Source organism: Pseudomonas sp. No.117, from assembly GCF_054558395.1.
Genome location: NZ_BAAJNP010000001.1, coordinates 680,200 through 703,132, shown reverse-complemented (window position 1 = coordinate 703,132; position 22,933 = coordinate 680,200). Strand labels below are relative to the sequence as shown.

The following is a 22,933-nucleotide window of genomic DNA, read 5'->3' as shown; positions in this document are numbered from 1 at the left end:
CACCTTTGTTCTAGTTGGCTTGAGTTCGGGACGAACGTCACCGTGCCGGTTCGTGATGCGCAAAGCGCATGCGACGCCAGCTGAGGGGTGTTCGTTCAGGCTGCGGAAACGGCGCTCGAAAAGGACGAGGAGCACCAAAGCGCTACACTTTTGCCAGAGCGTAACCAGGCGTGTCTAATGCCGCTGTCGCCTGCCCTATGCCGATCCGGCATGAGGCGCCCCGAAAGGGCCGCGCAGCATACAGGCACTGGCGCCTTGCGCGCCAGGCATACAGAGGCGCCGCTCATCGCGGCGCCTCCGGGTGATCAGCCGTTGAAGGTGGCCGGATCCGGACCCAGACGCTTGTCCTGGTTCAACCCGGCGATCTGGCGCAGGTCCTCGTCATCCAGGGCGAAATCGAAGATCTGCATGTTCTCTTCGATGCGCTTGGGCGTCTTGGACTTGGGGAAGATGATGTTGCCGAGCTGGATGTGCCAGCGCAGCACCACCTGGGCCGGCGTCTTGCCGTGCTTGGCCGCCAGTTGCTGCAGCACCTGGCTGCCGAGCAGTTCGCCGCCCTGGGCCAGGGGGCTCCAGGCTTCGGTGGCGATGCCCTTGTAGGTATTGAAGTCGCGCAGTTCCTGCTGCTGCAACAGCGGATGGCACTCGATCTGGTTGACCACCGGCACCACGCCGGTCTCGGTGAGCAGGGTCTCGATGTCGGCCTGGCGGAAATTGGATACGCCGATGGACTTCACCCGGCCCTGGTTGCGCAATTCGATCAGTGCCTTCCAGCTGTCGAGGAACAGGCCCTTCTCCGGCAGCGGCCAGTGGATCAGGTAGAGGTCAACGTACTCCAGCTTAAGCTTGGCCAGGCTGGCGTCGAAGGCGCGCAGGGCGCTGTCGTAGCCCTGGTCGGCATTCCACAGCTTGGTGGTGATGAACAGCTCGTCGCGCGGCAGGCCGGCCTGGGCGATGGCCTGGCCGACGCCCTCTTCGTTACCGTAGATGGCGGCGGTATCTATGTGTCGATAGCCCAGGTCGAGCGCGGTCTTGACCACCTGGGCGGTCTCCTCGGCGGGGGTCTGCCAGACGCCGAGACCGAATTGCGGGATGTGGTGGCCGTCGTTGAGCTGAAGACGGGTGATGGCGGACATGCGTCGCTCCTCTGGAAGGAAAGGGATCAGAGGTGTGACTGGCGACGGTGGCCTTTTGCTCCCGACTAATCGAGGCGCATGGCCTCGGGCACGTTGTAGCTTTCCACCCAGCCCAGCACGGTACGGCCGTCCTGCTGCAGCTCGACGCGCTTCCAGCGCTGGAAGGAGCGGGTTTCGATCACCCGCACCTGGGTGTCACCCGAGAGGCGCACCAGGGTGTTGCGGGCGCGCTCGCGGCTGCGGTCGTAGACGAAGGGCCACTTGAGCACATCGACCGGACCTTGCAGCAACCAGCCCTGCCCTTCTTCGGCGAAGCGAAAGGACACCCCGCCTTCGGCGCGGGCGGCGGTGCTGCCCAGCAGCAACAGCAGGGCCACGAGCAGCGAGGGGGCGATACGGCGGATGGTGGAAAGGACATTCGGGGTCATGTTGGCCTCGTTTGTGGCACCAGGGAAAAGCAGCGCCCAGGGCGGACGCTGCGGAGGTAGACCCCTTGGTGCGGCAAACGACTGCACGGCTTGCCGAGAAATGCCAATTGGCCAGCATTCCCGGACAAAATCCTTAGCGCAATAGCTAGGCCGCGCTGAACAGCCGGTGCGGGTCGATGACGAATTTCTTCGGCACGCCCGAATCGAATTCGCTGTAGCCGCGCGGCGCTTCGTCCAGGGTGATCACCTGGACGCCGACGATGTCGGCGATCTTGATGCGATCCCACATGATCGCCTGCATCAGCTGGCGGTTGTACTTCATCACCGGGGTCTGGCCGGTGTGGAAGCTGTGGGACTTGGCCCAGCCCAGGCCGAAGCGGATGCTCAGGGCGCCCTGCTTGGCGGCGGCGTCCACCGCACCCGGATCGTCGGTGACATAGAGGCCGGGGATGCCGATCTTGCCGGCTACCCGCACGATGCCCATCAGCGAGTTCAGCACCGTGGCCGGGGCCTCGCTCTTGGCGCCTTCGTGACCATGGCCACGGGCCTCGAAGCCGACGGCGTCGACGGCGCAATCCACTTCCGGGGTGCCCAGCAGGGCCGCGATCTGCTCGTGCAGCGGGGTGTCCTGGGACAGGTCGGCGATCTCGAAGCCCTGGGCCTTGGCGTGGGCCAGGCGTATCGGATTGACGTCGCCGACGATGACCACGGCGGCGCCCAGCAGTCGGGCCGAGGCGGCGGCGGCCAGACCGACCGGACCGGCACCGGCGACGTAGACGCTGGTGCCCGGGCCGACGCCGGCGGTGACGGCGCCGTGGTAGCCGGTGGGCAGGATGTCGGACAGGCAGGTCAGGTCACGGATCTTTTCCATGGCCGCGTCGCGATTGGGCAGCTTGAGCAGGTTGAAGTCGGCATAGGGCACCAGCACGTATTCGGCCTGCCCCCCGACCCAGCCACCCATGTCGACGTAGCCGTAGGCGCCGCCGGCGCGCGAGGGGTTCACCGTCAGGCAGACGCCGGTGTCCTGCTCCTTGCAGGTGCGGCAGCGGCCGCAGGCGACGTTGAAGGGCACCGAGACCAGGTCGCCGACCTTGAGCGTCTCGACGTCGCGGCCCGCTTCGATCACCTCGCCGGTGATCTCGTGGCCGAGCACCAGGCCTTCGGGAGCGGTGGTGCGGCCGCGCACCATGTGCTGGTCGGACCCGCAGATATTGGTGGAGACCACGCGCAGGATCACCCCGTGGTCGATACGCTTGCCTTGCGGGGTTTCCATCTTGGGGTAGGGGATGGTCTGCACCTCGACCTTGCCTGCACCCAGATAGACGACGCCACGATTGCCGGACATGTTGCACCTCGCTGTTATTGTTGGACTGGCGGTTCGAGCCTAGTCCTCGCGAGGCGAGACGTCTGTGGGGATGGCGTTTTTGGCGATGTCGAGGTCGCCCTGGCGGGAACGTCCACGCCGCCATGGCCGGCGGCGTGGACGCCGTTATCAGGCGGTGGCCAGGGTGGCGGCGCGGCGCTCGCGACCGAGCAGGTAGAAGCCGATGCCGACCCCCAGCAGGGCCAGCCCCATGACGTACCAGGCCGGGCCCAGCGGATGCTGCTTGAGCATCAGGGTGACGACCATGGGCGTCAGGCCGCCGAAGATGGCGTAGGCGACGTTGTAGGAGAACGACAGCCCGGAGAAGCGCACCTTGGGCGGGAAGGCCAGCACCATCACCCGCGGCACGCCGCCGATGACGCCGACCGCCCCGCCCGCCAGGGCATAGAGCGGGAACAGCCACTCCGGATGGGTCTTGAGGCCCGCGTACAGGGCCCAGCTGGCCACCGCCAGCAGCAGGCCGCCGACGATGAACACCGGACCGCTGCCGAAGCGATCGGACAGGGCGCCGGAGAGGATGCAGCCGAGGGTCAGGAAGACGATGGCCAGGCTGTTGGCCTTGAGCGCCAGGGCCGCGGAGAAGCCGTACTGGGTCTGCAGCAGGGTCGGGGTCATGAGGATGACCACCACGATGCCGGCGGTGAGCATCCAGGTCAGCAGCATGGACAGCACCACGCTGCCGGAGTGATCGCGCAGCACGGCCTTCAGCGGGATCTCCTCGGCCAGCGACTTGTGGATCGCCAGTTCGGCGAACACCGGCGTCTCGTGCAGCCAGCGCCGCAGATAGACCGAGAACAGGCCGAAGACACCGCCCACCAGGAAGGGCAGGCGCCAGGCGTAGTCGGCCACCTCCAGCGGGGTGAAGACGCTGTTGATCAGGGTCGCCATCAGCGAGCCGAGCAGGATGCCGAAGGTCAGGCCCGCGGTGAGGGTGCCGCAGGCATAGCCGACGTGCTTGCCGGGGACGTGCTCGGAGACGAATACCCAGGCACCGGGGACCTCGCCGCCGATGGCGGCGCCCTGGATGATGCGCAGCACCAGCAGCAGGATGGGCGCGGCGACGCCGATCTGGGCGTAGGTGGGCATCAGGCCCATGCCCAGGGTGGGCAGCGCCATCATGAAGATGCTCAGGGTGAACATCTTCTTGCGCCCGAGCAGGTCACCGAAGTGCGCCATGACGATGCCGCCCAGCGGCCGCGCCAGGTAGCCGGCGGCGAAGATGCCGAAGGTCTGCATCTGCCGCAGCCACTCGGGCATGTCGGCGGGGAAGAACAGCTTCCCCACCACCGCGGCGAAGAAGACGAAGATGACGAAATCGTAGAACTCCAGCGCGCCCCCAAGGGCGGACAGCGACAGGGTCTTGTAGTCGTTGCGGCCCAGCGGGCGCGACGTGAGGGGCGCGGAAGCGGATTGCAGTTTCATCGGAGATCCCGGACGTGAAGAGGAGCGCAAAGGAAATTCGGCCTCTGGCATCCCTCCGGGTGTAGCGGACAAGACGCGGCCCCGAGTGACGTACCGCCTGGGGCGGCTGGGCGAGGATGGGCGGGTCGCCGGATGGGCGCCGGACCTGCACCGCGCCACCGAAGCCCTTGTGGAGCACGGCGGCAACAGGTCTACCGATCATTACCTGATCATCGGACGTGCACGGCCCTCTGGATCGCCTGGCCGTGCGCGGTCTCCACCATAGCAAATCTGCAAGAAATTTCCGCTATTCATTCAGGACTCATTCAGGGCTTATCCGACGAGCTATGACCGCCTCTCGCAGGTGCGAAAGCGGTCGAGCCGCCCTGCCCCAGGCGTTATACTGTAGCCCCCTAACGATCAATCCTGTCGGGATTGGCAGCATTCTTGCGTGTAGATGCTGAACGTTACCTAGCTATCCGGGCTCCCGAGGGCCCTGTCATGATCGAAGAGCTCGAACAAGAAGATCCCATCCCCCAGGGCGACCTGGCCATGCAGATCACCGCCCTGCCCCGCGAGACCAACGGCTTCGGCGACATCTACGGCGGCTGGCTGGTCGCCCAGATGGACCTGGCGGGCAGCGCCATGGCCAGCCGCCTGGCCGCTGGCCGCGTCGCCACCGTGGCCATCGACCGCATGGCCTTCATGACCCCGGTACCCGTGGGCGCACAGCTCTCCTTCTATACCAACACCCTGGAAATCGGCCGCAGCTCCATCCAGATCCTCATCGAGGTCTGGAGCGACGATCCGTTGTCCAGCGAGTGGAGCAAGGTGACCGAAGCGGTGTTCGTCTTCGTGGCCATCGATGGCAGCGGCCGCACCCGACCCTTGCCCGCGCGGCGCTAAGGCGTATCTCGCTCGGCGACTAGGGTGCGCGCACCAGCGGCGTGTCCCGCACCTGGGTCGGGCGGCCATGGCGGATGCCCTCCACCTGGTCCAGGGCCTGACGGACTTCGGCGGCAGTGGCCAGCAGCCGATAGTCGAGGGTGAAGTCGCGCGTGCCGCCCGCCTCGATCCGCGGCACCAGCCCCAGGGCCCGCTGCTGGTTGCGGTTGTAGGAAAAGCTGGTGCCCGGCTCCAGGCCGGTGACATAGCCCTGGGCCTTGGCGTCGGTGTTCTTCCACAGGGTGAAGACCGGTAACTCCCGCACGTTGAAGGCCAGCGCCACCCCCTGGTGGGCACTGCGATCGTGCAGCACCGCCAGGCTGCGCCCCTGATCGTCGCCCCAGGGATAGAGGTTGTAGAGCGTCTCGCCATAGCCCGGCGTGGGCGCACGGTAGGTCTGCCACTCGCCCAGCTCCTCGCGCGCCCGTCCATCGAAGGGTGAGACTTCCCGTACCGGGGCGGCGAAGCGCGCGCCTTCGCCGAGCAGCGGCGGGCCGAAATTGCTGTGATAGAGCACCTGGTACTCGGCGGCGTGCGCGCCCTGGTTGGTCAGGCGATCATGCAGGGTGAAGCCGGTGGCCCCGGCGTGGGTGACCAGCTCGGTGTCGATGCGGAAGTTGGCCTGCTTGAAGGCTTCTTCGTGCAGCACGCCCTTGAGGCTGATGCGGTGCGGGGGCTGCTCGTCGATGGTCAAGACCACCGGGCTCGCCGGCAGGGAGCTGGCCCGCCCGTGCAGGGTGAGCAACTGCCCGCGATCCATTCCCGGCTGGCCGACCCACTCGAAGCCGGCGCGGGCCACCAATTCGTTGAAGCCCTCCAGCCAACCCAGGCCTCCACGGCTCTCCAGATTGACGAAAGCCGGATTGACCACCTCGCGCACCGGCGAATCCCAACCCAGTCTTAGCGTACCGGCCTGGGCCCGGAGGACGTTCATGCCGCGGGTGGCGACCACCGTGAGCTGCAGGGCGCCGGTGTCGATCTCGATCAGCACCGAGCCCTCCTGGCGGCCGCCGCTCAGGCGATGCACCCCGACGGTGAAGGCCAGGCCATCGCGCAGGCCCAGCCGATCACTGCTGATGCTCCAGTTCTGCACCGGCTTGTCGGGGGCGATGAGGGTGTATTCCCAGGCCGGGGCGCTGGTACTGACCGCGAGCAGGAGACAGCCGGACAACAGACGAGCGTGGATCATGGAGTCCCCTTGGCGCGACGATCGCCTTGAGTCTAGACCAGCGTTCGCCGGACTGCAGACCCTGTGCCAGCATCTGCCCAGGAGGCTGAGACCTGGCTTTCCGGTATAGGTTTGTTCAGCGAAATCAAAGGAATGGGTAAAGACAACCTTTACCATTCAAACAGGCGTTTGGTACTTGCCAGGGCAGCGATTTTTACCGAGGATCGGCTCGTCTCTACCACGGAGTGGACTCCATGAAACCTTCAGCCCTGTTCTTGTTGCTAGCCCTGGCGGGCGTTGCCCCGGCCTATGCGGGCAATACCGAAGCCGGACTCGGCGGCGCCGTGGGCGGCGTGCTCGGTACCCTGGTCGGCCAGCAGGTCGGCGGCAGCACCGGTGCGGCCATCGGTGCCGGCGTGGGGGGTGCAGCAGGTGGTGTACTGGGCGCGGACCGCCGCAATCGTACCGAGGCCGCCATCGGCGGTGGCCTGGGCGCCGCGGGCGGCAACGTGATTGGCAATAGAGTCGGTGGCAGCACCGGTGGCCTGGTCGGCGCGGCCCTGGGTGGCGGCGCCGGCGGCGCCCTGGGCAACAGCCTGGGCGACAGCGGCCGTGACGACCGCGACTATCGTGGCTATCGCGACCACCATCCCGGCAAGGGCTGGAAGCACGCCAAGCACCGACACAAGCACTGGGATCGCTGATAAAAAACGCCCGGCAATGCCGGGCGTTTTCTTGTGCGCTCGAGCCTACTGACCGAGGTCGCGCAGGCGCTTGCCCTGCATCAGGTTGCGCTCGATGCGCTCCAGGGTGACGCCCTTGGTTTCCGGCACCAGCAGGAACACCAGGAAGATGAACAGCACGTTCAGCCCGGCATAGATCCAGAAGGTGGTGCCCTGGCCCAGGGTGCCCAGCATGGTCAGGAAGGTGGCGCCGACGATCATGTTGGCGATCCAGTTGGTGAAGGTGGAGCAGCCGATGCCGAAGTCGCGACCCTTGAGCGGCTGGACCTCCGAACACAGGGTCCAGATCAGCGGACCGGCCGACATGGCGAAGCCGACGATGAAGATCAGCAGCATGACAACGGTGAAGGTCTGCTGGCCATGGCTGAGGTTGCCGGCGCCCAGCATGCTGCCGACCACGCCCAGGCCCACGGCCATGACCACGAAACCGGTGTAGAGGATGGGTTTGCGGCCCCACTTGTCGACCAGGAAGATGGCGATGAAGGTGGCCAGCACGTTGGTCAGGCCGACCGCGGCGGTGAACCACATCTGGGCGGCGGTATCGTAGCCCATGCCTTCGAAGATGCGCGGCGCGTAGTACATCACCACGTTCATGCCGGTGAACTGCTGCACCACCTGCAAGAGCACGCCCAGGCCCACCGAGCGGCGGAAATTGGGGTTTTCCTTGAACAGCGACCAGCCCTTCTGCGGCACCTTGAGCTGCTCTTCGATTTCCGCGACTTCCTGCTGGATGACCTTCTCGTCACCGCGCAGCTTGTGCAGGACCTTGATGGCCTCCTCCTTGCGCCCGGCCATGATCAGCCAGCGCGGACTGTCCGGCAGGGCGAAGACGCCGATGAGGAATAGCACCCCGGGAATGGCGATGATGCCGAGCATCCAGCGCCAGGCCTCGTGGTAGCTGAAGGCGGTATTGGAGAGAAAGGCGATCAGGATGCCGGCGGTGATCATCAGCTGATACAGCGAGATCATCGAGCCGCGGATGTTTTCCGGGGCGACCTCGGCCAGGTACAGCGGCGCGGTGAAGGAGGCGATGCCGATGGCCAGGCCGAGCAGGAAGCGGGCGAAGATCAGCATGGTCGGCGAGGTGGCCAGGCCGCACAGCACCGAGCCGACGACGAAGAGCACGGCGCCCAGCATCAGCGACTTCTTGCGGCCCAGCTTGGCCGACAGCGAGCCCGCGCCCAGGGCGCCCAGGGCGGCCCCGGCCATCATGCTGGAGACGATCCACTCGATCACTTGGTCGGAGATCTGGAATTCCTGCTGGATGAATTTGGTGGCGCCGGAGATGACGCCGATGTCGAGGCCGAACATCAGACCGGCCAGGGCGGCCATCAGGCAGGCGAAGATCGCCTTGGGTTGGGCCTTTTCGGTGACGTGACCGTCGGCGGTGGTAGTGGTATTGCTCATGACAGAGGCTCCTCGCTCGCCTTGTGGGCGATCTTGTTGTCGCGGGTCGTTCCGTATCCGATTGTTACAGACCCGTCGAGCGACCCTTTCGTTCGGCTGCCGCGAGCCCCTTACCAGAGGCGCGCGGGTTGGGCGTTCACATAGGTGGCATAGAGCGAACCACCGCCGGTGATGAACAGCCGGTTGCGCTTGAGCCCGCCGAATTCGACATTGGAGACGGTTTCCGGCAGGTGCAGGGTGGCCAGCGGCTGGCCACTCGGATTGAACACCCGCACGCTGTTCTGCTCGGCCGAGCCGGCCCAGCTGCACCAGAGGTTGCCGTCGCTGTCGACGCGGAAGCCGTCGATCACGCCCTGGTCCTTGGCGTCGATCAGCACCTCGCCGCCGCCCAGGGTGCCGTCGTCCTTGAGGGTGAAGGCCCGCACGTGATTGGGCTTGCCGGGATTGCCACCGCCGGCGGTGTCGCTGATGTAGAGCCGCTTGCCGTCGGGGGCGAAGGCCAGGCCGTTGGGCCGGCCGAAGTCACCCACCGCCACCGTGGCCTTGCCCTGGGGATCGATGCGGTAGACGTTGGTGGGCAGCTCGAAGTCGGCCTTGTGGCCCTCGTAGGCGCCGAGGATGCCGTAGCCCGGATCGGTGAACCAGATAGCGCCGTCGGCGCCGACCACCACGTCGTTGGGCGCGTTCAGCGGCTTGCCGTCGAAGCGGTCGAGCAGCACCGTGACACTGCCGTCGAGTTCGCGGCGGGTGACGCGGCGGCTGTCGTGTTCGCAGCTGATCAGCCGGCCCTCGCGATCGCGGGTGTGGCCGTTGGCATTGTGCGACTGGTCGTCGTAGACGCTGACGTGGCCGTCGTCGGCGCTCCAGCGCATCACCCGGGCATTGGGGATGTCGCTGAACAGCAGGCAGCGCCAGTCGGCCATCCACACCGGGCCTTCGGTCCAGAGACCGCCCGACCACAGCCGTTCGACGAAGGCATTGCCCAGGCGACCCTTGAAGGCCTGGTCGTGGATCTCCCAGGCCGGATCGGGCATGACGATGGGCGGCTTGCCCTCCCAGTTGCGGGTGAGACCGAACTTGTCGTCGGCCAGGGCGCGACTGGCGACCAGACCGGCCGAGGCGGCCAGGGAAACACCGAGGAAGGTGCGACGGGCGAGAGGCATGGAGAGACTCCTTTGTTGTCGTTATGAGCACGGCAAGGCCGGTGGCAGAGCGCCGCAGACGGGCGCTCCTTTAGTCGCCCTTATTCGGGCAGACGTTCCACCTTGCCTACCACCAGGCCATAGCACAGCGCGCCGATCAGCGCGGTCACGCCGATGAAGGCGATGGCCGGGGCGAAGCTGCCGTCCTTGACCAGGAAGCCGATGACGATGGGCACGCAGATGGCGGAGAGGTTGCCGATGAAGTTGAACATCCCGCCGGTGAGGCCGATCAGCCGCTCCGGGGCCATGGCCGAGACCATCGACCAGGTGATGGAGGCCAGGCCGTTGCCGAAGAAGGCCAGTGCCAGGCAAGCGATGATCAACGCGGGCGAATCGACGAAGTTGGCGCCGACGATGCTGGTGGAAATCAGCAGGCCACCGATGATCGGCAGCTTGCGCGCCAGGCCCACGGAGGCGCCGCGGCGGATCAGCCAGTCCGACAGCAGGCCCGAGCAGATCACCCCGAGGAAGGCGGCGAGGAACGGCAGCGAGGCCAGGAAGCCGGCCTTGATGAAATCCATGCCGCGGTACTTCACCAGGTAGGTGGGGAACCAGGTCAGGAAGAACCAGAGGGTGGAATTGAGGCAGAACTGGCCGATGTAGATGCCCCACAGCTTGCGCTTGTTGAGCACGCTCCAGAGGTCGCGCCACTGGAAGGCGGCGCGGCGGCGATTCTTCTGCTCCAGGTCGACCAGGCCACCACCCTGCTGGATCAACTCGACCTCGGCGGCATTGGCACCGCGGAAATCCTTGGGCTCGCGATAGACCAGGTACCAGATGGCCGCCCAGAGGATGCCGACGCCGCCGGTGACGACGAAGACCATGTGCCAGCCGAAGGTCTGCTGCAGGTAGATCAGCACCGGGGTGAGAAAGGCCAGGCCGACGAACTGGCCGGAGGTATAGAAGCCGATGGCGGTGGCCCGCTCGCGCTCGGGGAACCAGGTGGTGACCACCCGGTTGTTGATCGGATAGGCCGGCGCTTCCAGGGCGCCCACGGCCAGGCGCAGGACGATCAGGCCGATAAAGCTGCCGACGAAGCCAAGGCCGATGGTGGCCAGCGACCAGAGCGCGATGGCCACCGGATAGAGGATGCGCGGGGCGACCTTGTCCACCAGCCAGCCGCCGGGGATCTGCATGGCGGCGTAGGTCCAGCCGAAGGCCGAGAGGATCAGGCCCATGTGCACCGGCTCGATGCCCAGGTCCTGGGCCAGGTGCGGGGCGGCGATGGAAAGGTTGCTGCGGTCCAGGTAGTTGATCACCACGGTGACGAACAGCAGCACCATGATGAAGAAGCGCGCCCGGCTGGGCTTGGCCAGGGTCGGCGCGGCCGTGGTCGCTGCCGGGGCGGCGTGGGTGGGAGTGGGCATGGCTCGGGTCCTGTAGTTGACGTTGTGGCGAGCGTTGTCGATGTCTGGGGGTCAGGGCGCCGCGGCGGCCCTCACCCTAACCCTCTCCCAAAGGGAGAGGGGATGGTCGGTACGGAGATTGATTCCCGCGCCCCTGCTCTTGCCCCCTCTCCCCTTGGGAGAGGGTTGGGGTGAGGGGTCAGCGGCGGTGGTCCGGCTTTCCCTCACCCTGGCCCTCTCCCAGAGGGAGAGGGGACGGTCCGAACGAGAGCGAAACTCCGCGCTCCTGCTCTTGCCCCCTCTCCCCTCGGGAGAGGGTTGGGGTGAGGGGTCAGCGGCAGTGGTCCGGCTTTCCCTCACCCTGGCCCTCTCCCAAAGGGAGCGGAGATGGTCCGAACGAGAGCGAAACTCCGCGCTCCTGCTCTTGCCACCTCTCCCCACGGGAGAGGGTTGGGGTGAGGGCGTCTCTCACCACTCGGCGAAACTGCCGTCCTTGTGCCGCCACACCGGATTGCGCCAGCGATGGCCGATGGCGGCGCGTTCCTTGACGAACTCCTCGTTGACCTCCACCCCGAGCCCCGGCCCCTGGGGAATCTTCACGTGGCCGTCGCCGTAGTCGAACACCTCGGGATTCTTGATGTAGTCCAGCAGGTCGTTGCCCTGGTTGTAGTGGATGCCCAGGCTCTGCTCCTGGATGAAGGCGTTGTAGCAGTTGGCGTCCAGCTGCAGGTTGACCGCCAGGGCGATGGGGCCGAGCGGGCAATGCAGGGCGATGGCGACGTCGTAGGCCTCGGCCATGTTGGCGATCTTGCGCGTCTCGGTGATGCCGCCGGCATGGGACGGATCAGGCTGCAGGATGTCGACGTAGCCTTCCTGGAGGATGCGCTTGAAGTCCCAGCGCGAGTACAGCCGCTCGCCCAGGGCGATGGGCGTGTTGCTCATCAGGGCGATCTCCTTGAGTGCCTCGTGGTGCTCGCTGAGCACCGGCTCCTCGATGAACATCAGACGGAATTGCTCCAGCTCCTTGACCAGCACCTTGGCCATGGGCTTGTGCACCCGGCCATGGAAGTCCACGCCGATGCCGAAGTGCGGCCCGCAGGCGTCGCGGATGGCGGCGACGTTGGCGATCACCTGGTCGACCTTGTCGTAGGTGTCGACGAACTGCATCTCTTCGCTGGCGTTCATCTTGATCGCGGTGAAACCCTTGGCCTGGCGTTCCAGGGCCTGGGCCGCGGTCTCCGCCGGGCGATCGCCGCCGATCCAGGAATAGACGCGGATGCTCTCGCGCACCTGGCCGCCGAGCAGTTCGTGCACGGGTACGCCCAGGGCCTTGCCCTTGATGTCCCACAGCGCCTGGTCGATGCCGGCCAGGGCGCTCATGTGGATGCCGCCGCCACGATAGAAGCCGCCGCGATAGAGCACCGTCCAGTGGTCTTCGATGTTGCGCGGGTCCTTGCCGATCAGGTAGTCGGCCAATTCGTCGACCGCGGCGGCCACGCTATGGGCGCGGCCTTCCAGCACGGGCTCGCCCCAGCCGTGGATGCCCTCGTCGGTCTCGATCTTGAGAAAGCACCAGCGCGGCGGGACGACGTAGGTGGTGAGTTTGGTGATCTTCATGGTGTGGAGTCTCGACGGTAATTATTGGAATCGAGGGGATTGGGCAAATCGCGGTCGTGGACCGCTCCTACAGGCTCTTGTAGGAGCGGTCGCGACGGCGAACCGCCATGACCGCGATCAGATCAGGAAAGAGCCCGCCACCCCGCCGCGAAGGCCTGGGCATTGGCGCTCACCTGGGCCGCGGTCAGGCCTGGCTTGTACAGCGCCGAGCCGAGGCCGAAGCCGTTGGCGCCGGCCGCCACGTAGGGGCCCATGTTGTCCGGGGTGATGCCACCCACTGGCAGCAGCGCCAGCTCCTTGGGGAAGACCGCGCGCCAGGCCTTGACCACCGCCGGGCCGAGTTGCTCGGCGGGAAACAGCTTGAGGCTGTCAGCACCGGCGTCGAGGGCGGCGAAGCCTTCCGAGGGCGTGGCCACGCCCGGCGCGCTGACCAGGCCGGCGGCCTTGCTGGCGCGGATCACCGCCAGATTGGCGTTGGGCGAGACGATCAGCCGGCCACCGGCGGCGTCCACCTCGGCCACCTGGGCCTCGGTGAGCACGGTGCCGGCGCCGATCAGGCAGCTGTCGCCCAATTCGGCGGTAAGCCGACGGATGCTGTCGAAGGGCTGTGGCGAATTGAGCGGGATCTCGATGACACGAAAGCCGGCGTCGTAGAGGGCGCGGCCGACCGGGACGATCTCGTCCGGGGTGACGCCGCGCAGGATGGCGATCAGCGGCAGGTCCTTGAGATAGGTATCAAGCATGGGAGCCTCCAGAGGTGGGGAGCAGGCGGGCGGCCTGGGCCAGGCGCCAGAGCCCGGCCCGGGTGGCCTGCTCCAGCAGGCGGACCTGGTGGATATCGAACAGCGCCAGGGCGTCGCGATAGCGCTGGCAGAGCGCCGCGTCGCCGATCAGCACCAGGGGTGGGCAAGGGGCGCCCCTGAGGGCAGCGACCTGGCTGCGCAGCTCTTCGCCGATCAGCAGGCCGGACAGGTAGTCGAGGCTGTGGGCCGCGCCCAGCTCGCCGGCCAGCACCCGGCTGCGGGCGGTGAACAGCCGGGCGAACAGGCCCTCGGCCCCGGCGTCGCGCGCCGTGGTGAGGCCCTGGCGGAAGGCCTCGGCACTGGCTTCGGCACCGGCCTCGCTGGCCGGACGACCGAGGATGGAGTGTTCGCGCAGCACGGCGAACAACTCGCCGGTCATGTAGGTGGCGAAATCGGTCAGGCGGCCATCGCGCACCCGCACCCACTTGCTGTGGGTACCGGGCAAGACCAGCAGGGCCTCGGCGGCCAGGTCCGGTTCCAGTTCGAGAGCACCGAACACCTGGGTTTCCTCGCCGCGCAGGACGTTGGGCAGCGCGCCACGCTGCATTACCCCGGGGACCAGGTGCAGCTCGCCGCAGCCCGTGTCCAGCCGCAGCAGGCCGGCGGCCAGGCTGTGGACGTCGGCCGGGCAGTCGGCGTAGGGCACCTCGCGCCAGCCACCGCGGCTGCCGACCATGCCGCAGGCGATGGCCGGCAGGCCGGGATGGGCCGCCCGCCAGTCACCCACCAGGGTGCGATAGGCCGCGGCGAAGTCGCCGTCGGGCACATGCATGATGCCCCAGGGGCGGCTGCGGGTCTCCAGCACGGCGCCCTGGGCGTCGAGCAGCTGGGCGCGCAGGGACGAGGTGCCCCAGTCGAGGCCGATGAGGTGCGGGGTGGCGGTCATGCAGGACTCCAGCCGAGTTCGCGGGAAATGGCCCGGGCACAGGCACTGACCTCGGGCTGCAATTCGTGCAGCCGCGCCTCGGGCATGTAGGGGATGGCACTGGCCACGCTGAGGGCGGCGACGATGGCGCCGTCGGCCCCGCGGATGGGCGCGGCCACGCAGCGGATACCCAGTTCGTTCTCTTCCAGGTCCAGGGCGTAGCCGTCGCTGGCGTACTGGCGCAGCCGCGCGCGGTAGTCCGCCCAGGGCAGGAAGTCCTCGCGCAGGCCGGGTTGCCCGGCGCGGCGCGCCAGGCCTTCGCCGTAGAGGCCCTCCCACTCGCCCTCGGCGAGGTCGAGCATCAGCGCCTTACCGACGCCGGTGAGCGCCAGTGGCATGCGCAGGCCAACGCGGGATCTCATTTCCAGGCCGCGGCTGCCGGGCAGCTTGTCCAGATAGAGCACGTCGCCGCCCTCGCGTACGCCGAGGTGCACGGTGTCGCCGCAGTGCTGGGCCAGGCGTTGCAGATGGGGCCGGGCCACGCCGGTCAGCGGCAGTTGCTCGCGGGCCTGGTAGCCGAGGGCGATGAGGTGGCTGCCGAGGATCAGTCGCCCGCCATCGCTGCGCAGATAGCCGGCCTGGGTCAGGGCGGCGACCAGGCGATGGGTGGTGCTGCGGGTACAGCCGATGACGGCGCCGACCTGGGCCAGACTGTCGGCGCCAGCGGCCACGGCTTCGAGTACCGCCAGGCCGCGAAACAGCGCCTGGGCCCCGCTGGGCGCTTCGCCCTTGTTGGAATTGTTGTCGTTCATGGTGCCTTCACTCTAGGAGCCTCGCCGGAAAATCTCAATATGTGATACGTCATCCCATATTGTGGGATAGAAGTTAGATATGACAGCCTTGTCACATAGCTGCAATATTGGCGCTATCTAATGCACGGCACATTGCAAGGACTCGAGAGGCAGAGCGCTCCATGACGGGTAAATCCATCCTGATCGTCGACGACGAGGCCCCCATTCGCGAGATGATCGCCGTGGCCTTGGAAATGGCTGGCTATGAATGCCTGGAGGCGGACAACAGCAAGGACGCCCACGCCCTGATCGTCGACCGCAAGCCTGATCTCATCCTGCTCGACTGGATGCTGCCGGGCACCTCCGGCCTGGAGCTGGCCCGCCGGCTCAAGCGTGACGAGCTGACCGACGCCATCCCCATCATCATGCTCACGGCCAAGGGCGACGAGGACAACAAGGTGCAGGGCCTGGAGACCGGCGCCGACGACTACATCACCAAGCCCTTCTCGCCCCGCGAGCTGGTGGCGCGCCTCAAGGCCGTGCTGCGCCGCACCGGGCATCTGGAGAACGACGGCCCGCTGGAGGTCAATGGCCTAATCCTCGATCCGATCAGCCACCGGGTGACCATCGACGGCTCGCCCGCCGAGATGGGGCCCACCGAGTACCGCCTGCTGCAGTTCTTCATGACCCACCAGGAGCGCGCCTACACCCGCGGCCAGTTGCTCGACCAGGTCTGGGGCGGCAACGTCTACGTCGAGGAACGCACCGTGGACGTGCATATCCGCCGCCTGCGCAAGGCGCTGGGCGAGACCTACGAGAACCTGGTACAGACGGTGCGCGGCACCGGGTATCGCTTTTCCACCAAACTCTGATCGCGCAGGCCACCGCCGCCGTGAACATCAACTGGCGCTCCCGTCTGGCCACCCAACTGACGACCGTGGTCGCCGGCTGTGCCCTGGCCGGCTGGCCCTTCGGCCATGTCGGCCTGGCGGTGGCCCTGGGATTGGCAGTCTACCTGGCGGTCACCCTGAGGCACCTCTTGCGCCTGCACGCCTGGCTGCTGAACGAGACGCCCGGCGCGCCGCCGGAAGCCGAAGGCCTGTGGGGCGAGGTGCTGGATCGCCTCTATCGCCGGCAGCGCCAGGAACAGCGCCAGCGTGAGGAGCTGCTCGCCGTGATCGGCCGCGCCCAGGCCTCCACCGAGGCCCTGCGCGACGCCATCATCCTGGTGGATCGCCATGGCAACCTGGAGTGGTGGAACCGCGCCGCGGAAACCCTGCTGGGCCTGCGGCAACCCCAGGATCTCGGCCAGCCGATCACCAACCTGGTCCGCCATCCGCGTTTCGCCGACTACTTCGTCGGTGGCGACTACGGCGAGCCGCTGGAACTGGCCTCGCCGCTCAACGACGACCAGTACCTGCACATCCTGGTCACCCGCTTCGGCGAGGGCGATCGCCTGCTGCTGGTGCGCGACGTGACCCGTGTCCACCAGCTGGAACAGATGCGCAAGGATTTCGTCGCCAATGTCTCCCATGAGTTGCGTACGCCGCTGACGGTGATCACCGGCTACCTGGAAACCCTGCTCGATAACGCCGAACACGCCACCCCACGCTGGCGCCGGGCGCTGGGCCAGATGCAGCAGCAGGCCGGACGCATGCAGCACACCATCGACGACCTGCTGCTGCTGGCGCGCCTGGAAGCCACCGACTATCCCGCCGACAACCGCCCGGTGGCCCTGGCGCCGCTGCTCGGCTCCATCCTGCAGGACGGCCGGGCGCTGTCCGGCGCGGTCGGCCATCGCCTGAGCCTCGACTGCGAACCAGGCCTGGCATTGTTGGGCAGCGAGACCGAACTGCGCAGCTGCTTTTCCAACCTGGTGTTCAATGCGGTCAAGTACAGCCCCGAGGGCGGCGAGGTGCGGGTGCGCGCCTGGCAGGACGCCGCAGGCGTCCACGTCGCCGTACAGGACACCGGGCCCGGCATCGACGCCCGCCACCTGCCGCGCCTCACCGAGCGCTTCTATCGCCTCGATGCCAGCCGCGCCTCCAGCACCGGCGGTACCGGGCTGGGCCTGGCCATCGTCAAGCACGTGCTGATCCGCCATCGCGGCGCGCTGGACATCCACAGCGTGGTCGGCGAGGGCAGCTGCTTCACCTGCCACTTCCAGCCCGAGCAGATCGCCCAGGCCACCGCCATCTCGGCCTGAGAGCCCGTTCATAATCTCGCGAGCTAGAGACAAACAAGGCCTAGGCGGCCCCACGAAAATGGCTGAGGAAGCGGATCGGACTCGCGCGCGAGTTTACGAGTGGTGAATGAGCATTGCGACGGGGCCGCCTAGGCGGGCTGGCGACCCAGGCCATTTTCAACGCGGTTTGGCCGACGCGCAGCAGATTCTGAACAGGCTCTGAGGCGTCGGCCAGCGGTCGTGCTATCGTCCGGCCACCCCCGCCTCGGTGCCCCTCGATGCCCCCTGCCCTGCGCCTGCTGCCGGTGCTGTTGCTCGCCCTGCTCGGCGGCCTGCTGGTCAGCGGCCTGGCCTGGCACCGCGCCGAACGCGCGGCCCTGGCCGAGGCCAGCCTGCTCGGCCAGGAACAGCTGCGCCTGCACGCCAGCGGCCTGCAGACCCTGATCGATCGCTTCCGCGCCCTGCCGGCGGTACTGGCCCAGGATCCCGAGCTGATCGCCGCCCTCAGTGCGCCACCCACGGCGGCCGCCACCGAACGACTCAATCTCAAGCTGGAGCGGCTCAATGCCGCCGCCCAGTCCTCGACGCTGGAGGTGCTGGATCGCACCGGCCTGGCGATAGGGGCCAGCAACTGGCGCCTGCCCACCAGCTACGTCGGCCACAACTACGGCTTTCGTCCCTATTTCCGCGAGACGCTGGCGGGCGGCAGCGGACGCTTCTATGCCGTCGGCGTCACCACCGGCATCCCTGGCTACTTCCTCTCTCACGCGGTGCTGGATGGCGCCGGGCGCTTCCTCGGGGCGGTGGTGGTCAAGCTGGAATTCCCCGCCATCGAGGCGCGCTGGGGCGAACACCCCGAGGTGCTGCTGCTCAGCGACGCCCGCGGCGTGGTGTTCGCCGCCAACCGGCCCGACTGGCGCTATCGCCTGCTGCGCGAACTGACCGCCGCCGAACGCACCGAGCTGGCCACCACCCGGCAGTACGACCGGCGCACCCTGCAGCCCCTGACCTACCGCGACCGGGTGCTTCTGGGCGACCGCCGCCAGGTGGCGCGCATCGAGGCGCCGGAAGGTACGGGAGACTACCTCTGGGATAGCCTGCCGCTGCCCAGCGAAGGCTGGACCCTGCACCTGCTCAGGCCCACCGCGGAGTTGCCGGGCGGTAGCCTGGGCGCCGCCCTGGCCGCCGGCTGCGCCTGGTTACTGCTGGTCTGCGCGGCCCTGCTGCTGGTCCAGCGACGGCGCCTGCAGCGCCTGCGCCAGCGCAGTCGACTGGAGCTGGAGCAACTGGTGGAAGCCCGCACCGCGGAACTCCGTACCGCCCAGGACGGCCTGGTCCAGGCCGCCAAGCTGGCCGCCCTGGGGCAGATGTCGGCGGCCCTGGTGCACGAACTCAACCAGCCGCTCACCGCCCAGCGCATGCACCTGGCCAGCCTGCGGCTGCTGCTGGATCACGGACGGCTGGACGAGGCGCGCGCCGCCCTGGAGCGCCTCGATGGCCTGCTGACCCGCATGAGCGGCCTCACCGCGCACCTCAAGACCTATGCGCGCAAGACCCCCGCCGGCCTGCGCGAACGCGTAGACCTGGCGCAGGTGGTGGAACAGGCGCTGGAGCTGCTGGACGCACGGCGCACCGAGCTGGCGGTCGACCTGCCGCGGCCGGCCTGGGTGCTGGGTGATCCCATCCGCCTGGAGCAGGTGCTGGTGAATCTGCTGCGCAATGCGCTGGACGCGGTGGCGGAGCGGCCGACGCCTCGGGTCTGGGTCAGCCTACGGCGCGAGAAGGCGACCTGGCAGCTGGAGGTGGCCGACAACGGCGGCGGCATCGCCGAGGAGCACCTGGCCCAGGTGTTCGATCCCTTCTTCACCACCAAACCGGTCGGCGAGGGCCTCGGCCTGGGGCTGGCGGTGTCCTCGGCCATCGTCCAGGCCCAGGGCGGCAGCCTGGAGGCGGACAATGGCGCGGAGGGCGCGGTGTTCCGGCTCCGGTTGCCTGCCGCACCCGATTGAAGCCTCGACCACCCGGCGCCGTTCGGGCAAGGTGACGGCGCGCAGGCAGCGAGAGGACATCCCCATGCAAGCCCAGGTCTATCTGGTCGACGACGAAGCCAGCATCCGCGAGGCGGTGTGCCAGTGGCTGGAGCTGTCCGGGCACCAGGTGCGGCTGTTCGCCCGCGCCGAGGACTGCCTGGCGGCGGTGACGCCGGACTTCGCCGGGGTGGTGGTCAGCGACGTGCGCATGCCCGGCATGGACGGCCTGGCCCTGCTGGAACGGCTGCAGGCGCTGGATCACGACCTGCCGGTGATCCTGCTCACCGCCCACGGCGACGTCGCCCTGGCGGTGACCGCCATGCGCCAGGGCGCCTATGACTTCCTGGAAAAACCCTTCAGCCCCGAGGCGCTGTTGGGCGATCTCGGAAGGGCCCTGGAGAAGCGCCGGCTGGTCCTGGAAAATCGCCAGCTGCACCGCCGGGTCGACGACCAGAGCGCCCTCGCCCGCCGACTGCTGGGGGTCTCCCCTGGCATCGTCCGACTGCGCCAGCAGATCCTCGACCTGGCGCCGACGCCGGTGAACGTCCTGCTGCGCGGCGAGACCGGCAGCGGCAAGGAGCTGGTCGCCCGCTGCCTGCACGACTTCGGTCCACGCGCCGGCAAGGCCTTCGTCGCCCTCAACTGCGCGGCCATTCCCGAGCAGCTGTTCGAGAGCGAGTTGTTCGGCCACGAGAGCGGTGCCTTCACCGGTGCCCAGGGCAAGCGCATCGGCAAGCTGGAATACGCCAATGGCGGCACCCTGTTCCTCGACGAGATCGAGAGCATGCCCCTGGCCCAGCAGGTCAAGCTGCTGCGGGTGCTGCAGGAACAGCGCCTGGAGCGCCTGGGCTCCAACCAGAGCATCGCCCTGGACCTGCGCATCGTCGCCGCCACCAAGCCGGATCTCCTGGAGGAAGCCCGCGCCGGCCGCTTTCGCGAAGACCTGGCCTATCGCCTCAACGTCGCCGAGTTGCAGCTGCCGCCGATGCGGGCGCGGCGCGAGGACATCCCGCTGCTGTTCGATCACTTCCTCGCCGCCGCCGGCGCGCGCCTGGGGCGTCCGGTCACCCCGCCCGGTGCGGCGCGGCTGGCCCAGCTGCTCGGCCACGGCTGGCCGGGCAACGTCCGGGAACTCGCCAATGCCGCCGAACGCGAGGCGCTCGGCCTGGGCACACCGCCCACCGCCACCGGCAGCTCCCTGGCCGACCAGCTGGAAGCCTTCGAGGCCCAGTGCCTGCGCGCCGCCCTGGCCCGCCATGGCGGCGAGATCAAGGCGGTGATGGACGAGCTGCAACTGCCGCGGCGCACCCTCAACGAAAAGATGCAGCGCCACGGCCTGGTGCGCGCCGACTTTCGTGACGGCCCCGAGAGTGACTGATCGGCACTAGGCGGAAATCCGCTCATCCCTTGCTGGCTTTCGGCGATCTTTCGCCGATGGGCAGGAACGAAATCCAGCCGTGACGCGGCTTCGCGCCTTGGCACGGCCCCTGCAATCGCCCTTGTCGACGCCTCGTGCGCCCCTATAACAACGACAAGAGGAACACCCTGTGGATAGCACCGCTACCCTCGCGGCCGGCCAGACCGCGCCCAAGACCACCTCCCAGCGCATCAAGTCCATCTTCAGCGGTTCGGTCGGCAACCTGGTCGAATGGTACGACTGGTACGTCTACGCCGCCTTCTCGCTGTATTTCGCCAAGGCCTTCTTCCCCAAGGGCGACCAGACCGCCCAGCTGCTCAACGTCGCCGCCATCTTCGCCGTGGGCTTCCTCATGCGTCCTATCGGCGGCTGGCTGATGGGCCTCTATGCCGACAAGGCTGGCCGCAAGGCCGCGCTGATGGTCTCGGTGATCATGATGTGCGCCGGCTCCCTGATCATCGCCCTCACCCCCAGCTACACCACCATCGGCGTCGCCGCGCCCATCATGCTGGTGCTCGCGCGCCTGCTGCAGGGGCTCTCGGTGGGCGGCGAGTACGGCACTTCCGCCACCTACCTGAGCGAGATGGCGACCAAGGAAAGCCGCGGTTTCTATTCCAGCTTCCAGTACGTCACCCTGATCTCCGGCCAGCTCCTGGCCCTGGCGACCCTGATCGTCCTGCAGCAGGCGCTGAGCGTCGAGCAACTGGAAAGCTGGGGCTGGCGCATTCCCTTCGTGATCGGCGCCGCCTGCGCGGTGACCGCGCTCTACCTGCGGCGCGGCATGGAGGAGACCAGCTCCTTCAAGAAGGCCGAAAAGCCCAAGGAATCCCTGATGCGCACCCTGGCGCGGCATCCCAAGGAATTCTTCACCGTGGTCGGCCTGACCATGGGCGGCACCCTGGCCTTCTACACCTACACCACCTACATGCAGAAGTACCTGGTCAACTCGGTGGGCATGAGCAAGACCGACGCCACCTCCATCTCGGCGGCGACGCTGTTCCTCTTCATGCTGCTGCAACCCATCGTCGGCGCGATCTCCGACCGCATCGGCCGGCGCCCGGTGCTGATCGCCTTCGGGGTCCTGGGTACCCTGTTCACCTATCCGATCCTCTCCGAGCTGGGGAGCGTCACCACCTGGTGGGGCGCCTTCTGGCTGATCATGGCGGCACTGGTGATCGTCAGCTTCTACACCTCGATCAACGCCGTGGTGAAGGCCGAGCTGTTCCCCACCGAAATCCGCGCCCTCGGCGTCGGCCTGCCCTATGCCCTGACCGTGTCCATCTTTGGCGGCACCGCCGAGTACCTGGCCCTGTGGTTCAAGAGCATCGGCATGGAGAGCGGCTACTACTGGTACGTGACCGGCTGCATCGCCTGCTCGCTGCTGGTGTACGTCTTCATGAAGGACACCCGCGACCACTCGCGCATCGTGCACGAATAACCACCCGTCCCCCGCTGCGGGCCTCTCGGTCATTAGATTTGGCCGTCCGGCCCGCCCCTCTTTGCCTGGGCTTTTCGGCGCGCCATCGTAGTGTCACCGGCAGCGCTCACAACGGTCATTTCGCTGGCCGCTGTGGCGAGTTCGCCCCCTCCTCTCAAGCCCCGGTTACACACTCATGGAAATCGACTACGGTCCCAGCTACGCCAAACTGGGTATCCAGTTTCAATACCAGTGGAGCACCCTGCTGCGCGATGCCCTGAAGAAGCACGGCATCACCGACGCCCAGGCCAAGGCCATCTGCGGTGACTTCGCCTTCGATCTCTCCAAGCTCATCGACGAAGCCGAAATCAAGGCCGACGGCCTCTCCTATCGCCCGGTGATCGCCTTCACCGAGGACGAGGAAACCCTACTGGTGCAGTCCGCCGAATTCGACTACCACGAAGCGGCCTACGCCACCGCCGCGGCAGCGTTCGAGAAGAAGTAAGCCGCGCTGTTACGTGCGCCCCCTCACCCCAACCCTCTCCCCCTGGGAGAGGGGGCGGTCTGGAGCGGGGCGAATCTCCTCCAGCCATGGGCCTTAGCGGCGTTTCAGTGTTACTGCGATAGCGATTTCCGGCGCCCAGGCCA

Annotated in this window: 20 protein-coding genes; 8 read left to right on the top strand and 12 right to left on the bottom strand. The window is 67.5% G+C overall.

All coding sequences use genetic code 11. The features are described from left to right. Positions 1-305 precede the first annotated feature (305 nt). The 4 genes from ACYJP6_RS03275 to ACYJP6_RS03260 all read right to left on the bottom strand — a co-directional run bounded on the left by ACYJP6_RS03275 (position 306) and on the right by ACYJP6_RS03260 (position 4,364). Positions 306-1,136, bottom strand: a complete 831-nt coding sequence (locus tag ACYJP6_RS03275; protein ID WP_459473329.1) for an aldo/keto reductase — start codon at positions 1,134-1,136, stop codon at positions 306-308. A 65-nt stretch (positions 1,137-1,201) separates the two neighbouring features. After that, positions 1,202-1,564, bottom strand: a complete 363-nt coding sequence (locus tag ACYJP6_RS03270; protein ID WP_459473328.1) for a hypothetical protein — start codon at positions 1,562-1,564, stop codon at positions 1,202-1,204. A 145-nt stretch (positions 1,565-1,709) separates the two neighbouring features. After that, positions 1,710-2,909, bottom strand: coding sequence for a formaldehyde dehydrogenase, glutathione-independent (gene fdhA, locus ACYJP6_RS03265; RefSeq protein WP_145011316.1), 1,200 nt, complete (start codon positions 2,907-2,909; stop codon positions 1,710-1,712). A 147-nt stretch (positions 2,910-3,056) separates the two neighbouring features. Further along, complete coding sequence (locus ACYJP6_RS03260) at positions 3,057-4,364, bottom strand: MFS transporter (protein ID WP_459473437.1); 1,308 nt, start codon at positions 4,362-4,364, stop codon at positions 3,057-3,059. 489 nt (positions 4,365-4,853) lie between these two features. On the opposite strand from ACYJP6_RS03260, the gene ACYJP6_RS03255 reads away from it, so the two are divergent. Next, entirely contained in the window at positions 4,854-5,255 is a 402-nt protein-coding gene (locus tag ACYJP6_RS03255) for an acyl-CoA thioesterase (RefSeq protein ID WP_459473435.1), read from the top strand. 19 nt (positions 5,256-5,274) lie between these two features. On the opposite strand, the gene ACYJP6_RS03250 is transcribed toward ACYJP6_RS03255, so the two are convergent. Next, a complete protein-coding gene (locus ACYJP6_RS03250; RefSeq protein ID WP_459473326.1) occupies positions 5,275-6,483 on the bottom strand; it encodes an aldose 1-epimerase family protein in 1,209 nt (402 codons plus the stop codon). Positions 6,484-6,716: 233 nt separating this feature from the next. Between ACYJP6_RS03250 and ACYJP6_RS03245 the strand changes: the two genes are divergently transcribed. Beyond that, positions 6,717-7,166 carry a hypothetical protein gene (locus ACYJP6_RS03245; protein ID WP_459473324.1) on the top strand — a complete coding sequence of 150 codons (450 nt, stop codon included), beginning with the start codon at positions 6,717-6,719 and terminating at the stop codon, positions 7,164-7,166. Between the two features lie 45 nt (positions 7,167-7,211). Here the strand turns inward: ACYJP6_RS03245 and ACYJP6_RS03240 are convergent, their stop codons facing one another. The 7 genes from ACYJP6_RS03240 to ACYJP6_RS03210 form a co-directional block, all read right to left on the bottom strand. Beyond that, positions 7,212-8,612 (bottom strand): sugar porter family MFS transporter, encoded by a 1,401-nt coding sequence (locus tag ACYJP6_RS03240; protein ID WP_459473323.1) that lies wholly within the window; start codon positions 8,610-8,612, stop codon positions 7,212-7,214. A gap of 110 nt (positions 8,613-8,722) precedes the next feature. Next, positions 8,723-9,775 (bottom strand): SMP-30/gluconolactonase/LRE family protein, encoded by a 1,053-nt coding sequence (locus tag ACYJP6_RS03235; protein WP_459473322.1) that lies wholly within the window; start codon positions 9,773-9,775, stop codon positions 8,723-8,725. An 80-nt stretch (positions 9,776-9,855) separates the two neighbouring features. Beyond that, positions 9,856-11,181: an MFS transporter gene (locus ACYJP6_RS03230; protein WP_459473320.1), complete on the bottom strand. Its 1,326-nt coding sequence runs from the start codon at positions 11,179-11,181 to the stop codon at positions 9,856-9,858. Between the two features lie 447 nt (positions 11,182-11,628). Continuing rightward, positions 11,629-12,777, bottom strand: coding sequence for a galactonate dehydratase (gene dgoD, locus ACYJP6_RS03225; RefSeq protein WP_459473318.1), 1,149 nt, complete (start codon positions 12,775-12,777; stop codon positions 11,629-11,631). A gap of 122 nt (positions 12,778-12,899) precedes the next feature. Further along, on the bottom strand, positions 12,900-13,520 hold the full coding sequence (locus tag ACYJP6_RS03220; protein ID WP_459473316.1) for a 2-dehydro-3-deoxy-6-phosphogalactonate aldolase: 621 nt from the start codon (positions 13,518-13,520) through the stop codon (positions 12,900-12,902). Then, the gene (locus ACYJP6_RS03215; RefSeq protein WP_459473314.1) at positions 13,513-14,466 is read right to left on the bottom strand and encodes a 2-dehydro-3-deoxygalactonokinase; all 954 of its coding nucleotides are present in this window, start codon (positions 14,464-14,466) and stop codon (positions 13,513-13,515) included. Before ACYJP6_RS03215 ends, ACYJP6_RS03220 begins: the two co-directional genes overlap by 8 nt. Further along, positions 14,463-15,257 carry an IclR family transcriptional regulator gene (locus ACYJP6_RS03210; RefSeq protein ID WP_459473312.1) on the bottom strand — a complete coding sequence of 265 codons (795 nt, stop codon included), beginning with the start codon at positions 15,255-15,257 and terminating at the stop codon, positions 14,463-14,465. The genes ACYJP6_RS03215 and ACYJP6_RS03210 overlap by 4 nt, the downstream gene beginning before the upstream one ends. A gap of 161 nt (positions 15,258-15,418) precedes the next feature. On the opposite strand from ACYJP6_RS03210, the gene phoB reads away from it, so the two are divergent. From phoB to ACYJP6_RS03180, 6 genes are all read left to right on the top strand, one after another. Further along, positions 15,419-16,108, top strand: coding sequence for a phosphate regulon transcriptional regulator PhoB (phoB, locus tag ACYJP6_RS03205; protein ID WP_145011294.1), 690 nt, complete (start codon positions 15,419-15,421; stop codon positions 16,106-16,108). A gap of 20 nt (positions 16,109-16,128) precedes the next feature. Next, positions 16,129-17,442, top strand: a complete 1,314-nt coding sequence (gene phoR / locus ACYJP6_RS03200) for a phosphate regulon sensor histidine kinase PhoR (RefSeq protein ID WP_459473310.1) — start codon at positions 16,129-16,131, stop codon at positions 17,440-17,442. Between the two features lie 257 nt (positions 17,443-17,699). Beyond that, the gene (locus ACYJP6_RS03195) at positions 17,700-19,430 is read left to right on the top strand and encodes a sensor histidine kinase (protein ID WP_459473308.1); all 1,731 of its coding nucleotides are present in this window, start codon (positions 17,700-17,702) and stop codon (positions 19,428-19,430) included. Between the two features lie 64 nt (positions 19,431-19,494). Then, the gene (locus tag ACYJP6_RS03190; RefSeq protein ID WP_459473306.1) at positions 19,495-20,829 is read left to right on the top strand and encodes a sigma-54-dependent transcriptional regulator; all 1,335 of its coding nucleotides are present in this window, start codon (positions 19,495-19,497) and stop codon (positions 20,827-20,829) included. Positions 20,830-20,998: 169 nt separating this feature from the next. Beyond that, positions 20,999-22,306: an MFS transporter gene (locus ACYJP6_RS03185; RefSeq protein WP_145011280.1), complete on the top strand. Its 1,308-nt coding sequence runs from the start codon at positions 20,999-21,001 to the stop codon at positions 22,304-22,306. Positions 22,307-22,481: 175 nt separating this feature from the next. Next, a complete protein-coding gene (locus tag ACYJP6_RS03180; RefSeq protein WP_017642364.1) occupies positions 22,482-22,790 on the top strand; it encodes a hypothetical protein in 309 nt (102 codons plus the stop codon). Positions 22,791-22,933: the final 143 nt, after the last annotated feature.